Below are 15,994 nucleotides of genomic sequence, written 5' to 3'. Positions count from 1 at the left end.
GTGGGATGGGGCCGGGGAGCCGCCGGATCGGGTGAACGGGCACTTCCCTCATCAAGGAGTCAGGTATGCGACGCGGCATATCCGTCGTGGCGATGGCCGCGGCCATCGTCCTCGGTGCCACCGCCTGCGGCGGCGGCAGCGGCAGTGGCGGCAGCCAGGACAGCGGCAAGGCGAAGGACCCCGCCCAGGTGTCGGGCACGGTCACCTACTGGGACACCTCCGACGCGAAGGTCGAAGCGCCGGCCTACAAGGCGCTGATCGCCGACTTCGAGAAGAAGTACCCGAAGATCAAGGTGAACTACCAGAACGTCGACTTCTCCACGGTGGAGCAGAAGTTCAAGACCGCCGCCCAGAGCGGCAAGGGCGCGCCCGACGTCATCAGGACCGACGTCGGCCTGATCCCGGAGTACGCCTCGCTGCACTACATCGCCCCGCTCGACGGCACCACCGCCCTCACCGACACCGGTGACTTCGTGGCCGGACCGCTCAACACCACGAAGTACGAGGGCAAGTCGTACGCCGTGCCCTCCGTGACGGACACCCTCGGGCTGCTCTACAACAAGAAGCTGTTCGCGCAGGCCGGTATCGCGGCGCCCCCGACCACCTGGGACGAACTGGTCGCCGACTCCGCGAAGATCAAGGCCAAGACCGGCGCGACCGGCACCTACATGAACCCCGACTCGTACTTCCTGCTGCCCTTCCTCTTCGGTGAGGGCGCCGACCTGGCCGACCCGTCGGCGAAGAAGGTCACGATCAACTCCCCCGAGGCGGTGAAGGCCGTCACCGAGGCGAAGAAGATCTACGACTCCTCCTCCGTGAAGATCGACTTCGCCAACGCCTACGACAACATGCAGACGTCGTTCAAGACCGGCAAGGTCGCCATGCTGATCCAGGGCCCCTGGTCGGTGGGCGACGACCTGACGGGCTCGGCGTTCAAGGACGCCGCCAACCTCGGCTACGCGTCCGTGCCGGCCGGCTCCACCGGCAAGCCGCTCGCCCCGACCGGCGGCCAGGACCTGGCGGTCTACCAGGGTTCGAAGAACCTCTCCGCGGCCTACCTGTTCACCCAGTTCATGACCTCCACCAGCAGCCAGGAGCAGATCGCCGTGAAGAACGGCACGCTGCCCACCCGCACCTCGGCGTACACCGCGCAGGTGCTCAAGAGCCCGCAGATCGCCGGGTTCAAGCCGATCCTGGACACCGCCCGCCCGCGGGTGGCGCTCCCCCAGGTCGGCAGCCTGTTCACCCCGCTCCAGCAGGAGTACATCAAGATCCTCCAGGGCAAGGCGAGCGTGCAGAGCGGACTGGACTCCGCGGCCAAGCAGTTCGGCAAGCTGCTGCCGGACTACGCGGTGCAGTAGCGCCCCCGGCTCCGGGCCGGCCGGCGGAGGTCTCGCCCCCGCGCCACGCGGCGGGCGGGCCCACGCGCCCGACCGGCCGGCCCGGTCCCTCCACCACCCCCGCACCCCCGGACGGTGCACCCGCAGGAACGCACCCCGCACCACGCCCCAGGCAACGACAGAGCCGAGGAGAGATGACCACCGCCACCGTAGAACGGGCCGAGCGCCCCGGCCGCCCCGCGCGGTCCAAGGAACCCGGGCCGGGCCTGCTGAAGTCCCTCGCCCGCGCCTGGGACAAGCACTGGTACGCCTGGGCGATGGTCGCCCCCGTCGTGATCGTCCTCGGCGTCCTGGTGCTGTACCCGCTCGGCTACGGCGTCTACCTGTCCTTCACCAACGCCACCGCGCAGAACGTCGCCACCAACATCGGCCCGGTGCATGTGCCGGCCAGCTACCACTTCGTCGGCCTGCACAACTACTGGCAGATCCTCTCCGGCGCCGACGGCGACTTCTACCCGCGGCTGGAGTGGACGGTGATCTGGACCGTCGCCTGCGTCGGGATCACCTACTCCATCGGGCTGGGCATGGCGGTGCTGCTCAACCGGCCGATGCGGTTCCGGCTGGCCTACCGGCTCGCGCTGATCCTGCCCTGGGCGGTGCCCGCGTTCGTCGGCGTCTTCGCCTGGCGGCTGATGTTCAACTCGCAGTACGGCGTCTTCAACGACGTCATCAACCTCGTCGGGCTGCCCTCGCAGGACTGGCTGGGCACGCCCTTCGCGCAGAAGGTCGCCGTCATCATCGTCAACGTGTGGTGCGGTGTGCCGTTCATGATGGTGGCCATCCTCGGCGGCCTCCAGGCCATCCCCAACGAGCTGTACGAGGCCGCGGAGATGGACGGCGCCTCGCCGTTCCAGCGCTTCACCAACGTGACGGTGCCCGGACTGCGCCCGGTGACCAGCACGGTGGTCCTGCTGAGCACCGTGTGGACGTTCAACATGTTCCCGATCATCTACCTGCTGCTGGGCAGCAACACCAGCGGCGACACCGACATCCTGGTGACCTTCGCCTACGAGAAGGCGTTCGTCGGCATCTCCGACTACGCGAGCGCGGCCTCCTACGGCATCGTCATCCTGCTGATCCTGGTGGCCTTCTCCACCTTCTACCGCAGCCGCGTCAAGACCGAGCAGAGCTGAGGAGCCGTCACCCATGAGTGCCACCCTTCCCCGCGGCCGCGGTCAGCGCAGCACGGGCGCCTCACTCGCCCTGCACGCCACCCTGATCGCCGCCAGCGCCGTCGCGGTCTTCCCGGTGCTGTGGATCGTCTTCATCTCGCTCGGCCCGGACAGCGCCTGGCAGCAGCCCGGCCAGGTGATCCACCACCTGGGCCTGTCCAACTACCGGTTCGTGCTGCTGCACAGCGGCTTCCCGCACTGGATGCTCAACTCGGTGATCGTCGCCGGGGCCACCATGGTGCTCGGCGTGTTCATCGCGGCCAGCGCCGGCTACGCGATCTCCCGGATGAAGTTCCCCGGCCACCGCCAGCTGATGTGGGTCTTCCTGGTCACCCAGATGTTCCCGGTCGCGGTGCTGATCGTGCCGCTGTACAACCTGATGGCGCGGCTGGACCTGCTCGACAGCTACCTCGGCCTGGTGCTGGTGTACTGCACCATCGCGGTGCCGTTCTGCGCCTGGATGCTCAAGGGGTACTTCGACACCATCCCCCGCGAGATCGACGAGGCGGGCCGGATGGACGGCCTCAGCCCGTTCGGCACGTTCTGGCGGCTGATCCTGCCGCTGGCCCGGCCGGGCCTGGCCGTCACCGCGTTCTACAGCTTCCTCACCGCCTGGGGCGAGGTCGCCTACTCCAGCCAGTTCATGAAGACCCACTACACGCTGGCCGCGGGGCTGCCCACGTACGCGTCCAACATCCGCGCCAACTGGGGTGCGATGACGGCCGGTTCGGTCCTGATCGCGATACCGGCGGCCGTGGTCTTCCTGCTTGTCCAGCGCCACCTGGTCACCGGCCTGACCGCCGGCGGCACCAAGGGCTGACACCCCGGGCACCTCGGACCCGCCGCGTCCGCGTCCCCGTCACGCCGGCGCTACACCCCCCGTACACCCGGCGGCCGCACAACCCCGCACGACCGCACGCCACTTAGTCGTTCCCCCGAACCCAAAGGGAATCAATGAGCCAGCACCTCACCGACGCGCCCAGCACCGCCGCCGCGACCGACGCCGACGCCGGACGCAGAGACTGGTGGCGCGACGCGGTGATCTACCAGGTCTACCCGCGCAGCTTCGCCGACGGCAACGGCGACGGCATGGGCGACCTGCCCGGCATCACCGCCCGGCTGCCCTACCTGCGGGACCTCGGCGTCGACGCGGTGTGGCTGTCGCCGTTCTACGCCTCCCCGCAGGCCGACGCCGGCTACGACGTCGCCGACTACCGCGCGGTCGACCCGATGTTCGGCACCCTCACCGACGCCGACGACCTGGTGCGCGCCGCGCACGCGCTGGACCTGCGGGTCATCGTGGACGTGGTGCCCAACCACTGCTCCGACCAGCACGAGTGGTTCCGGCAGGCGCTGCGCGAGGGCCCCGGCTCGGCGGCCCGCGACCGCTTCCACTTCCGCCCCGGCAAGGGCGAGCACGGCGAACTGCCGCCCAACGACTGGGAGTCCATCTTCGGCGGTCCCGCCTGGACCCGGGTCACCGAGCCGGACGGCACCCCCGGCGAGTGGTACCTGCACCTGTTCGCCCCCGAGCAGCCGGACTTCAACTGGAACCACCGCGCGGTGCACGACGAGTTCCGCTCGGTGCTGCGGTTCTGGCTGGACCTGGGCATCGACGGCTTCCGGATCGACGTCGCCCACGGCCTGGTGAAGGCCGACGGCCTGCCGGACATCGGCCACGGCGGGCAGGTCGCGCTGCTGGGCACCGCCGCGATGCCGTACTTCGACCAGGACGGCGTGCACGACATCTACCGGGACTGGCGCCGCATCCTCGACGAGTACGGGCCGGTGGGCGAGGCCGGCGGCCAGGAGCGGATCGCGGTCGCCGAGGCGTGGACGCCGACGATCGAGCGCGCGGCGCGCTACCTGCGCCCCGACGAGCTGCACCAGGCGTTCAACTTCGAGTACCTGACCGCCGGTTGGGGCGCGGACGCGCTGCGCGAGGTGATCGACCGGTCGCTGGAGGCGATGGGCGCGGTCGGCGCGCCCGCGACCTGGGTGCTGTCCAACCACGACGTGACCCGGCACGCCACCCGGCTCGGCAACCTCCCGCCGCTCACCGCCGGGCAGGCGCCGCCGGCGCCGCCGACCCAGCTGCGCACCCCCGGCGACCGGGAGCTGGGCCTGCGCCGGGCCCGCGCGGCCACGCTGCTGATGCTGGCGCTGCCCGGTTCGGCCTACCTCTACCAGGGCGAGGAGTTGGGGCTGCCGGACGTCACGGACCTGCCGGACGAGGTGCGCCAGGACCCGTCGTTCTTCCGCGCTGCCGGGCAGGACGGCTTCCGCGACGGCTGCCGGGTGCCGATCCCGTGGTCCGGCGACACGGCGCCCTACGGCTTCGGCCCGGTCGCGGGCGGACCGAGCTGGCTGCCGCAGCCGCCGGAGTGGGCGGGACTGAGCGTCGAGGCGCAGACCGGCGACCCCGACTCCACGCTGGAGCTGTACCGCTCGGCGCTGGCGGTGCGCCGCGCGCACCCGGCGCTCGGCGCCGGCACCGAGGTGACCTGGCTCGACGCGCCCGAGGGGGTGCTCGCCTTCCGGCGCGACGCACCCGGCGGCGCGTTCGTCTGCACGGTGAACCCGACGGCGTCGCCGGTACGACTGCCGCGCCCGGGCCGGCTGCTGCTGTCCAGCGACGGCCCGGCGGCGGACACGGAAGCACCGGCGGCCACCGACGCGGCGGGGGCTGAGTCGGAGACGGCCGCGACGGCGGCGGCCGAGGACGCGCAGCTCACAGGCGCCACGCAGGTTACCGACGGGTCGGTTCCGGCGGGCTGCTTCGTCACGCTCCCCGCCGACACGGCAATTTGGTGGGCGATCTGACATGGCGGTGTTCCGCCCCGTAGCATCCGGTGCTGTGACCGCGCGGCTCGCAGACATCGCAGCCCAGGCGGGGGTCAGTGAGGCGACGGTCAGCCGGGTGCTCAACGGCAAGCCAGGTGTTTCCGCGGCCACCCGCGAATCCGTGCTGGCCGCACTGGACCTGCTCGGCTACGAGCGACCGGTCCGGTTGCGGCAGCGCAGCGCCGGCCTGGTCGGGCTGATCACCCCGGAGTTGGGGAACCCGATCTTCCCGGCGATGGCGCAGGTCATCGGCCAGGCGCTGACCCGGCAGGGCTACACCCCGGTGCTGGCCACCCAGACGCCGGGCGGCTCCACCGAGGACGAGCTGGTGGAGATGCTCGTCGAACGCGGCGTGGCCGGCATCATCTTCGCCTCGGGCCTGCACGCCGACTCCACCGCCGACACCGAGCGGTACGCCCGGCTCCAGGGCCAGGGCGTGCCGTTCGTGCTGATCAACGGCTACTCCGACAAGATCGACGCGCCGTCTGTGTCGGTGGACGACCGAGCAGCGGTGGGGCTGGCCGTCACCCACCTCGCCGCGCTCGGGCACCGCAGGATCGGGCTGGCCGTCGGGCAGAAGCGGTTCGTGCCGGTGCAGCGGAAGATCGAGGGCTTCCTCGCGGCCATGGGCGAGGTGCTGGGGCTGTCGCACGACGACGCCGAGGCGCTGGTGCAGCACTCGCTGTACACGCTGGAGGGCGGGCAGGCGGCGGCTGGCGCGCTGATAGCCGCCGGCTGCACGGCGATCGTCTGCGCCTCGGACATGATGGCGCTCGGCGCGATCCGCGCGGCCCGGCAGCTCGGGCACGCGGTGCCGGGCGACATCTCGGTGGTCGGCTTCGACGACTCCCCGCTGATCGCCTTCACCGACCCGCCGCTGACGACGATCAGGCAGCCGGTCCCCGCCATGTGCCAGGCGGCGGTCAACGCGCTGCTGGAGGAGATCGGCGACAACCCGCCCCCGCACAGCGAGTTCGTCTTCATGCCCGAGCTGGTGGTCCGCGGTTCGACCGCCGCCGGTCCGGCCGACCGCGGGGCGCCGTCGGCCGGCTGACGGCCCGGCCGGACACCGACACGCGATGTCCGGTTCAGCGGGCCTGGCACCTGTTTGACCGGGCCGGTCTGGCAGACTGGTGTCCCATGGGGGAACCGACCGCCGACACCGCCAAGTCGCCGAAGGCCCGCCGTGCCGACCACGTCGACACCGCCGGGGCCGGCGCCGCCGGAGCGGACCGCGCAGGCACCGCACGTACCGGGCAGGGCGCTTCGGGACCGGACGCTTCCGGGCCGGATTCTTCCGGGCCGGACACGGGCGGCGCCTCCCGGGCCCCCGGACCGGGCTGGTCGCCCGGCGCGCTGCTGACCCGGCTGCGCACCCCGCGCCGGCCCCGGCTCTGGTTCGAACTGGTGCTGATCGGTGTCAGCTACTGGCTCTACTCGCTGATCCGCAACGCGGTGCCCGCCCAGCGCACCACCGCGCTGCGCCACGCCCACGGCGTGTGGGACTTCGAGCGCCATCTCGGCCTGGGCGTCGAGCACAGCGTCAACCACGCGCTGGACTCGGTGACATGGCTGATCGTGGGGATGAACTACTACTACGCCTCCCTGCACTTCGTCATCACCATCGGTGTGCTGGTGTGGCTGTACGTCGCCCATCCCGACCGCTACGCGCCGCCCCGGCTGGTGCTGTTCGCGACCACCTGGCTGGCGCTGATCGGCTTCTGGGCCTATCCGCTGGCCCCGCCGCGGCTGCTGCCGGGCGGCGGCTTCATCGACACGGTGGCCGTGCACGACACCTGGGGCTCGCTCTCCCAGGGCAGCCTGGCCCACGTGTCGAACCAGTACGCCGCCATGCCGTCGATGCACATCGGCTGGTCGCTGTGGTGCGGCGTGACCGTCTTCACGCTGGCCCGGCGCAGGTGGGTGCGGGTGGTGGCGCTGCTGTACCCGGTGTTCACCCTTACCGTCATCATCGCCACCGGCAACCACTTCTGGCTGGACGCGGTCGGCGGCGTGGTCTGCCTCGGCGCCGGCTACGGGCTGGTGTGGCTGCTGTACGGTCGGTGGGCGTACCGGCCGGCGCCCACCTCGTAGGCCGGCGGCACGCTCCTGGTGGACCAGCGCCTCACGCCTCGTAGAACAGCCGGTCCACCACCGCGCGGGCCCGGCGGGTGCGGCGGCGGTACTCCTCCAGCATGTCGCCGACGTGCCCGACCGGGTAGCCGAGGTAGCGGGCCACCGCGGCCAGTTCGCGACCGTCGCCGGGGAAGGTGTCGCCGGGGCGGCCGCGGACCAGCATCACCGCGTTGCGCACCCGGGTGGCCAGCACCCACGCCTCGTCCAGGATGCGGGCGTCCTCCGCGCCGATCAGGTCCTCGGCGCACGCGGCGGCCAGCGCGGACCGGGTGCCGGTGGTGCGCAGCGACGGCAGCCGCGCGCCGTGCTGGAGCTGGAGCAGCTGTACGGTCCACTCCACGTCGGACAGCCCGCCGCGGCCGAGCTTGGCGTGGGTGGTGCGGTCGGCGCCGCGCGGTATCCGCTCGCCCTCCATCCGCGCCTTGAGCCGGCGGATCTCCCGCACCGCCTCGTCGTCGAGGCCGTCGGCGGGGTAGCGCAGCGGGTCGATCAGGGCGATGAACCGCTCGCCCAGCTCCGCGTCCCCGGCGACCGGCAGGGCCCGCAGCAGCGCCTGGCTCTCCCACCCCAGCGACCAGCGCCGGTAGTACGCCTCGTAGGAGGCGAGGCTGCGCGACAGCGGCCCGGACTTGCCCTCCGGGCGCAGGTCGGCGTCGATCAGCAGCGGCGGGTCGGCGGTGGGGATCTGGAGCAGGCGGCGCAGTTCGTTGGCGACGGCGAGCGCGGCGCGGTTGGCGTCGGTGCTGTCGGCGCCCTCGCGGGGTTCGTGCACGAACAGCACGTCGGCGTCGGAGCCGTAGCTGAGTTCGCGGCCGCCGAAGCGGCCCATGCCGATCACCGCGACGCGGGTGGGCAGCGGGTGGGCGTCGCCGCCGGTGACGGCGTTGACCGCGGCGCGCAGCGCGCCCGCGACGGTGGCCGAGGTGAGCCCGTACACGGCGGTGCCGACCCGGTCGACGAGGACGGCCGGGTCGAGCGGGCCGTCGGACTCCTCGTCGTCGCCGTAGGTGTCGATGAGGTCGCCGGCCGCGGTGCGGAACAGCTCGCGGCGGCGCACGCCGCGGACGGCGGCGATGGCCTGCTCGGGGGTGTCGGCGCGGCCGACGGCGGCCAATACCTCCTGTTCCAGGGCCTGGTGGTCGCGGGGGGCCAGGCCGTCGCGGGAGCCGAGCAGCGCGACGGCCTCCGGGGCGCGCATCAGCAGGTCGGGGGCGAGCCGGCCGGAGGACAGCACCCGGGCCAGCCGCTGGGCGGCGGCGCCCTCGTCGCGCAGCAGCCGCAGGTACCACGGGGTCTTGCCGAGCGCGTCGGAGACCTTGCGGAAGCCGAGCAGTCCGGCGTCGGGGTCGGCGGAGTCCGCGAACCAGCCGAGCAGCACCGGCAGCAGGGTGCGCTGGATGGCGGCCTTGCGGCTGACCCCGCTGGCCAGGGCCTCCAGGTGGCGCATGGCCGCGACCGGGTCGGCGTAACCGAGGGCCAGCAGCCGGGTCCTGGCCGCTTCGGTGCTCAACCGGGTCTCTTCGCGGTCGAGTTGGGCGACGGCGTCCAGCAGCGGGCGGTAGAAGAGCTTCTCGTGCAACCGCCGCACCTCGCGGGCGTGCCGCTTCCACTCCCGGTCCAGGGACTGCACGGGTTCGACCCGGAAGCCCAGGCCCCGCCCGAGCCGGCGCAGTCCGGCCTCGTCGTCGGGCACCAGGTGGGTGCGGCGCATCTTCTGGAGCTGGATGCGGTGTTCCATCAGCCGCAGGAAGCGGTAGGCGGCGTCCAGGGAGGCGGCGTCGGCGCGGCCGACGTAGCCGCCGGCGGCCAGCTCCGCCAGCGCGGTCAGGGTGGTGGGGCTGCGCAGGCTCGCGTCGGTGCGGCCGTGCACGAGTTGCAGCAGCTGCACCGCGAACTCCACGTCGCGCAGGCCGCCGGGGCCCAGTTTCAGCTCCCGTTCGACCTGTGCGGCCGGGATGGTGTCGACCACCCGGCGGCGCATCTCCTGCACGTCGGTGACGAAGTTGTCGCGTTCGGCGGCCTGCCAGACCATCGGGCGGATCGCGTCGACGTACGCGGCGCCGAGCGCGGCGTCCCCGGCGACCGGGCGGGCCTTCAGCAGTGCCTGGAACTCCCAGGTCTTGGCCCACCGCCGGTAGTAGGCGAGGTGGCTGCTGAGGGTGCGCACCAGCGGGCCGTTCTTGCCCTCCGGGCGCAGGTTCGGGTCCACCGGCCAGATGGTGCCCTCGGCGGTGGTGTCGGAGCAGACGCCCATCATGCGCACCGCGAGCCGGGTCGCGGACCGCAGCGCCGCGGTGTCGCTGCCCCCGCCACCACCCCCGCCCTCTCCGTCGCCGTCTGCGGTGGCCGCGGCTGCCTCGGCCGGTTCGGCGACGAAGATGACGTCCACGTCGGAGACGTAGTTCAGCTCGTGGCCGCCGCACTTGCCCATCCCGATCACGGCGAGCCGGCAGGCGGCCGCGTCCTGCGGCAGTTCGGCGGCGGCGATCGCCAGGGCGGCGCGCAGCGTGGCGGTGGCGAGGTCGGCGAGTTCGGCCGCGGTGCGCACCAGGTCGTTGGTGCCGCACACGTCCCTGGCCGCTATGCCGAGCAGGCACCGCCGGTAGGCCGCGCGCAGCGCGTCGGCGGTGCGGGCGGCGGCGAGCAGCTCCTCGAACTCCTCGACGCCCGGGTGCAGATCGCGTGCCTCGTACGTCACCAGGGCGTGCCAGTCCGCGGGGTGGCGGGCGAGGTGGTCGCAAAGCGCCTCGGAGGCGCCCATCACGCCCAGCAGGCGGTCGCGCAGGGGCTTGGCGCTGGTGACGGTGTCCAGCAGGGTGTGGCGCTCGCCCGGGTCGAGCGCCTCGGCGAGCCGGACCAGGCCGAGCAGCGCCTGGTCGGGGTCGGCGGTGGCGCCGAGCGCTTCGAGGAGCACCGGGTCGCCGCGGACGCCCGCGAGGGCGTCGTCCTGCAGCAGCCGCTCGGCGGCCGCGGCATCGGTGAACCCGTGCCGCAGCAGACGGGAGAACGTACTGCTGCGTCGACCCTGCATCGGCCCTCCCGGGGTCACCGCGGTTCGCCGCGCTGCGGCACATGACGGGCGGCCGACCTGCGCCGGCCGCCGTGACGAGCCTAGCCGTCCGGCCGGTCCGCGGCGCCCGGCGGGGCCTGCGGTCCGGCCGCGCCGGGCGTACGGGTCGGGGCGCCGGGCGTACGGGGCCACGGCGTACGGTCCGGTTCGCCCTGCATACGGTCAGGGGCGGCCTGTGTACGGTCAGGGCCGCCCGGCGTACGTTCCGGTTCGCCCGGCGTACGGTCGGGGCCGCCCGGCACCAGCGCGCCGTCCCGTACGGTCCAGTGCCCGGCCGCGCCCGGGCGCCCCGCGAGGTAGTGCGCGATGTCCGCGTCCCGCCAGCCGCCCGCCTCGCGCAGGCCCGCCGCGAGGTGGTCGAGGTAGGCCGCCGACGGCACCGTCCAGGGCACCTCGGCCATCGCCCAGGGCGCGGTGAACGTCAGCAGCGGTACGCCGTCCAGCGAACCGGCCCGCACCAGCGTCTCGTAGCGGCCCGGGCCCAGCCGGTCGCGGCCGGTGGCCAGCACCCGCGTCAGGTCCAGGTCGCGGCCGGGCGCGGCGTACATCTCCTGCGCGGCGATGTCCGAGAACTGGCCCACCGTGACCAGGTGCGCGCGGGCCAGCACGCGGCCGGGCGCGGCCGGGTCGTAGAAGGCGCGGCCGCCGCCCCACACCGGGGAGTGCGTGGCGAAGTACATCGTGCCGGGCAGTTCCCACGGCACCGACCGGGCCGGGGGCGTGGTGTCCCGGCACCCCGGGTACTCCCGCGCGCCGCCGGCCGGGCGGCCCCCGGCCAGGTACCGGTGCAGCCGCGCCAGGTGCGTGTTGGAGCCGTAGGAGACGTACCAGACCGTGCGGGCGCCCATCCCCCCAGTGTGGCGCGGGTGGGGCGCTACTGCATCGGAGTGGCACGGGTGCCGGGGCGGGTTCACAGTGGTAGGAGAGCCCGCGTTTCGCCGGCGGGCAGTCGAGAGAGAAGGGGCTTGCCCCATGACAACCGCGGAGAACTCTGCCAAGACCGGTCCCGGCCGCCACAAGGAGACCGCCGGGCGGACCACGATCGCTGACTCGGTGGTGGCCACGATCGCCGGGATCGCCACCCGGGAGGTCGAAGGGGTCCACGCGATGGGCGGCGGCGCCACCCGCGCGGTGGGGGCGGTCCGCGACCGGGTCGCCCGCTCCGACGCGCATACCCGCGGCGTCAAGGTCGAGGTCGGCGAGGAACAGGCCGCGATCGACCTCGATGTCGTCGTCCTCTACGGCACCCATATCGCCGAGACCGCCTCCGACATCCGGGGCAGCGTCACCAGCGCCGTCGAGCTCATGACGGGCCTGGAGGTCGTCGAGGTCAACGTCAACGTCCGCGACGTGCACGTACCCGGTGAGGAGTCCGACGAGGAGGAGGAGTCCCCCGGGCGCGTCCGCTGACCCCTCCGCCCCGGCAGGCGGCAGCCAAGCGGTCCTCGCCGAACCGCGGTGGCCCCGGCGGACGATCCCGCCGGGCCCACCGCACGTGCGTGCCGATGCCCCGGATGACCCGCGCTTACAGGTTCGGGAGGTTCTTGCGCAGCTCGAAGGCGGTGACCTCGGAGCGGTACTCCTCCCACTCCTGCTTCTTGTTGCGCAGGAAGAAGTCGAAGACATGCTCGCCGAGGGTCTCGGCGACGAGTTCGCTGCGCTCCATCAGGGAGATGGCCTCGCCGAGGTTCTGGGGGAGCGGTTCGATGCCGAGGGCGCGGCGCTCGGAGTCGCTGAGGGCCCACACGTCGTCGTCGGCGCCGGCGGGCAGTTCGTAGCCCTCCTGGATGCCCTTCATGCCCGCGGCGAGCAGGACGGCGTAGGACAGGTAGGGGTTGGCGCCGGCGTCCAGCGAGCGGACCTCGACCCGGGTGGAGCCGGTCTTCCCGGGCTTGTACATGGGCACCCGGATGAGCGCGGAGCGGTTGTTGTGGCCCCAGCAGATGTACGAGGGGGCCTCGCCGCCGGCGCCCGCGGTGCGCTGGGAGCCGCCCCAGATCCGCTTGTAGGAGTTGACCCACTGGTTGGTGACCGCGGCGGTCTCCGCGGCGTGCCGCAGCAGGCCCGCGATGAAGGAGCGACCCACCTTGGAGAGCTGGAACTCCGCACCGGACTCGTAGAACGCGTTGCGGTCGCCCTCGAAGAGCGAGAGGTGGGTGTGCATGCCGGAGCCGGGGTACTCCGAGAACGGCTTGGGCATGAAGGTGGCGTGCACGCCCTGCTCCAGGGCGACCTGCTTCATCACCAGCCGGAAGGTCATCACGTTGTCCGCGGTGGACAGCGCGTCGGCGTAGCGCAGGTCGATCTCCTGCTGGCCGGGGGCGCCTTCGTGGTGCGAGAACTCCACCGAGATGCCCATCGACTCCAGCATCGTGATGGCCTGGCGGCGGAAGTCCATGCCGACGTTCTGCGGAGTGTGGTCGAAGTAGCCGGAGTTGTCCGCGGGCGTCGGCCGGGTGCCGTCCAGCGGGCGCTCCTTGAGCAGGAAGAACTCGATCTCGGGGTGGGTGTAGAAGGTGAAGCCGAGGTCGGAGGTCTTGGCCAGCACGCGCTTGAGGACGTAGCGCGGGTCGGCGTACGACGGGGAGCCGTCGGGCATCAGGATGTCGCAGAACATCCGGGCGGTGCCGGGTGCCTCCGCGCGCCAGGGCAGGATCTGGAAGGTACTCGGGTCCGGCTTGGCGATCATGTCGGACTCGTACACCCGGGCGAAGCCCTCGATCGCGGAGCCGTCGAAGCCCATGCCCTCGTCGAACGCCTGCTCCAGTTCGGCGGGCGCGACGGCGACCGACTTCAGGTAGCCGAGCACGTCGGTGAACCACAGCCGTACGAAGCGGATGTCCCGCTCCTCCAGGGTGCGGAGAACGAACTCCTGCTGCTTGTCCATATGCTTCCATCCTCGCCGCTCAGCACCGCTCCCCCGCCGTCGCCATACCGGGGGATCAGGAGCATTGCACCACACCGTTTCGCACGCGTTGCGCGCGCCGCTCCTCCATGGTGCACCCCGGGCGGGGCGGGCGCCGCACCCCGTCCGGGCTGCGGCCCGGCCGCTCAGCCGAAGGTGTCGATGGCGGAGATCTTCCAGCTGCCCGCCTGGCGCACCGCGTCGACCGCGAGCATGGCGGCGGAGTAGGCGCTTCCGGCGTTCGCGCCCTTGGCGGTGGAGGTGTTGGACTGGTCGGCGTAGACCAGCACGCGGGCCCGGTCGCCGCTGATCATCTCCACGCCGGTGGCGGTGACCGTGGTGGTCAGCACCAGCTTCTGCTTGGGGGCGGCCGCCTTCACCTGCGCGATCATCGTGGCGTACTGCTGGACGGCCTTGCCGGTGAGCACCTTCTTCGCGGCGGCGTCGGTGCGGGCGGTGTTGCTGTAGTCGTAGGAGAAGACCGAGTTCACGTCCTGGGCGATCTGGCCCTTGACCTCGGCGGTGCGGGCGTTGTCGGTGAGCGCGGTGTTGGCGGTGGCCGCGTCGTCGTGCAGCGCGGACGCCTTGCCGGCCGCCCAGGCCGCGAAACCGCCGAGCAGCACCGTCAGTGCCGCCAGCAGCGCGACGGCGAGCGGGAAGCGGCCGGGCCGCCGCGCGAGGCGGGTCCGGGACGGCCCGACGGCGTCACCGCTGCCGTCCGCTTCCGGGTCCGTGTCCTCGTCCACCGCGGGTAGGGCGGCCGGTTCCGGCGCGGCGGGAGCCGCCGGGTCGGCGGAAGGGTCGGCGGCGGGACCGGCCGTACGGTCGGGGGCCGGCCGTACGACGGTGCGCGCGCCCACCGCGGCGAGTCTGCGCTGCCGGTTGATGAGGTGGCGGGTGGTGGTCGACATGGGCTGCGGTCCTCTCGCGTACGAACGTACGGCGTGCGGCATACGGCGCTGCTGCGGTGCGGGGCGCGGGCGGTGCGGCTGTGCGGGGGCGCGGGCGGCGCGCCGGTGCGGGGTCAGTGGCCGGCGGTCGTCGTGGGGGTGGGGGTGGCGGTCGCGGGGGCGGTGTCCGTCGAGGTGGCCGCGCTGTCGCCCAGCGGCGCGTCGCCGAGCGCGCTGAGCTTCCACCCGGCCGCGGTGCGGGTCATCTCGCCGAGCAGCCGGCTCTCCTTCACCGCCGGCTTCGCCTTGGGCGCCTGCACGGTGATCTGGAGCGCGACCATCACGTCCGCCTTCCCCGTACGGTCGTCGAGGTCGGTGACCGCGCCGCTGAGCACCTTCGCGGTGCTGACCGTCTGCGCCTGCTGCACCTGCTTCTCGAAGGCGCTGCGGCCCTGGACGAGTTCGTCGTGCAGGTCGCCGGTGGTGCTCTGCTCCCACACCGCGAGCCCGGCCGCGACATGGGCGTGGTCGAGCGTGTTCAGGTTCTGCACCGCCTGCTCGCCCGCCGCCAGTACGGTGTCCCGGCTGCGCGCGAACGCCGCGTCGTCGTCATGGGCGGCGGAGTACCACGACCAGCCGGTCCACGCCGCCGCGACGGCCGCGGCCGCCACGAGGGCGACCGCCACGCCGAGGACGGGCCGCCGCCCGGTCGGCGCGGGCCGGGTGTCCTTCGGCGCGGGCGCCGCTTCCTCGTCGGTCTCCGCGGGGGCCTTCGTGGAGACCTCGGCAGGGGCCTCGGCGGCCCGGGGGTCGTCCTTGCGCGGTGGGCGCGAGCCGAAACGCATACGTGGCATCTGCCTCTCCCCTAGCGGGCCTTGAGTGCGGTGATCCGCCAGTGGCCGTTGATCTGCTCGGCGGTGACCGAGAGTTGGGCGGCGGCACTGGTGGCGGTGGAACCCGCGCGCTGCGCGGTCTGGTCGAGGAAGACCAGCAGCCGGGCGCGGTCGCCGGTGAGGCTGACCACACCGGCCCGTACGACCCTGGTGGTGAGGGTGAGTTGCTGGGCGGCGACGTTCTGCTTGATCTGCGCGAACAGCGCCTGGTACTGGGTGGCCGCGGCGCCGGCGAGGACGCTGCGCGCGGCCTGCTCGGTGGCGTCGGTGCCGTCGGGCGTGTACGCGAAGATCTGGCTCAGCGCGCTGCTGACGTCGCCGATCGCCTGGTCGGTGGTGGCCGTGTCGGTGAGCGCGCGGTTGCGGGTGGCCGCCGGGTCCTTGAGGTCCTGGGCGGCGTAGAGCAACCCGCCGGAGCCGAGCAGCAAGGCGGCGACCACCGCGGCCCCAACGATGCGCCGCCACCCGTACGCCCGCGTGCGCCCCAGCAGCCCCCGGAGCCCCCGGAGCCGTCCTCCCGGCACGCCGGCGTCCACGGGCTCGGCTTCGGACTCGGGCGGCTCGGGCTCGGTCGCAGCCGCGGGTTCGGTGTCCGCCCCGGCGTCAGCGTCCGCGTCGGTGTCCGCGTCCGTGTCCGCGAGGACCTGCTCGGTGTTGTCGATGGTCGTCATCTCGTTGTCCCTC

The 15,994-nt window shown here is 72.9% G+C and carries 12 protein-coding genes and 1 pseudogene; 7 read left to right on the top strand and 6 right to left on the bottom strand.

The features are described 5' to 3' along the window. Positions 1-65 precede the first annotated feature (65 nt). The 6 genes from AC3EVP_RS24360 to AC3EVP_RS24335 all read left to right on the top strand — a co-directional run bounded on the left by AC3EVP_RS24360 (position 66) and on the right by AC3EVP_RS24335 (position 7,510). A complete protein-coding gene (locus AC3EVP_RS24360) occupies positions 66-1,361 on the top strand; it encodes an extracellular solute-binding protein (RefSeq protein WP_335982742.1) in 1,296 nt (431 codons plus the stop codon). A gap of 173 nt (positions 1,362-1,534) precedes the next feature. After that, complete coding sequence (locus tag AC3EVP_RS24355; RefSeq protein WP_435132981.1) at positions 1,535-2,533, top strand: carbohydrate ABC transporter permease; 999 nt, start codon at positions 1,535-1,537, stop codon at positions 2,531-2,533. A gap of 13 nt (positions 2,534-2,546) precedes the next feature. Beyond that, entirely contained in the window at positions 2,547-3,392 is an 846-nt protein-coding gene (locus AC3EVP_RS24350) for a sugar ABC transporter permease (RefSeq protein ID WP_435132978.1), read from the top strand. 134 nt (positions 3,393-3,526) lie between these two features. Beyond that, on the top strand, positions 3,527-5,395 hold the full coding sequence (locus tag AC3EVP_RS24345; protein ID WP_435132975.1) for a glycoside hydrolase family 13 protein: 1,869 nt from the start codon (positions 3,527-3,529) through the stop codon (positions 5,393-5,395). 34 nt (positions 5,396-5,429) lie between these two features. Beyond that, complete coding sequence (locus AC3EVP_RS24340; protein ID WP_335982738.1) at positions 5,430-6,470, top strand: LacI family DNA-binding transcriptional regulator; 1,041 nt, start codon at positions 5,430-5,432, stop codon at positions 6,468-6,470. Between the two features lie 86 nt (positions 6,471-6,556). Further along, complete coding sequence (locus AC3EVP_RS24335; RefSeq protein ID WP_435132972.1) at positions 6,557-7,510, top strand: phosphatase PAP2 family protein; 954 nt, start codon at positions 6,557-6,559, stop codon at positions 7,508-7,510. 31 nt (positions 7,511-7,541) lie between these two features. On the opposite strand, the gene AC3EVP_RS24330 is transcribed toward AC3EVP_RS24335, so the two are convergent. Then, positions 7,542-10,583 carry a bifunctional [glutamine synthetase] adenylyltransferase/[glutamine synthetase]-adenylyl-L-tyrosine phosphorylase gene (locus AC3EVP_RS24330; protein ID WP_435132969.1) on the bottom strand — a complete coding sequence of 1,014 codons (3,042 nt, stop codon included), beginning with the start codon at positions 10,581-10,583 and terminating at the stop codon, positions 7,542-7,544. A 290-nt stretch (positions 10,584-10,873) separates the two neighbouring features. Beyond that, positions 10,874-11,470: pseudogene (locus AC3EVP_RS24325) on the bottom strand (histone deacetylase); the annotation flags it as partial. A 124-nt stretch (positions 11,471-11,594) separates the two neighbouring features. Between AC3EVP_RS24325 and AC3EVP_RS24320 the strand changes: the two are divergent. Further along, on the top strand, positions 11,595-12,032 hold the full coding sequence (locus AC3EVP_RS24320) for an Asp23/Gls24 family envelope stress response protein (protein WP_335982729.1): 438 nt from the start codon (positions 11,595-11,597) through the stop codon (positions 12,030-12,032). Between the two features lie 115 nt (positions 12,033-12,147). Here the strand turns inward: AC3EVP_RS24320 and glnA are convergent, their stop codons facing one another. The 4 genes from glnA to AC3EVP_RS24300 all read right to left on the bottom strand — a co-directional run bounded on the left by glnA (position 12,148) and on the right by AC3EVP_RS24300 (position 15,981). Beyond that, the gene (gene glnA, locus AC3EVP_RS24315) at positions 12,148-13,509 is read right to left on the bottom strand and encodes a type I glutamate--ammonia ligase (protein ID WP_335982711.1); all 1,362 of its coding nucleotides are present in this window, start codon (positions 13,507-13,509) and stop codon (positions 12,148-12,150) included. Positions 13,510-13,673: 164 nt separating this feature from the next. Next, positions 13,674-14,438, bottom strand: a complete 765-nt coding sequence (locus AC3EVP_RS24310) for a hypothetical protein (protein WP_435132965.1) — start codon at positions 14,436-14,438, stop codon at positions 13,674-13,676. 113 nt (positions 14,439-14,551) lie between these two features. Next, positions 14,552-15,103 carry a hypothetical protein gene (locus AC3EVP_RS24305; protein ID WP_435133058.1) on the bottom strand — a complete coding sequence of 184 codons (552 nt, stop codon included), beginning with the start codon at positions 15,101-15,103 and terminating at the stop codon, positions 14,552-14,554. Between the two features lie 179 nt (positions 15,104-15,282). Next, positions 15,283-15,981, bottom strand: coding sequence for a hypothetical protein (locus AC3EVP_RS24300; RefSeq protein WP_435132963.1), 699 nt, complete (start codon positions 15,979-15,981; stop codon positions 15,283-15,285). Positions 15,982-15,994: the final 13 nt, after the last annotated feature.

Source organism: Actinacidiphila sp. bgisy144 (genome assembly GCF_057708105.1).
Note: the sequence above shows the minus strand (reverse complement) of the source record. Positions and strands in the feature narration are given on the sequence as shown.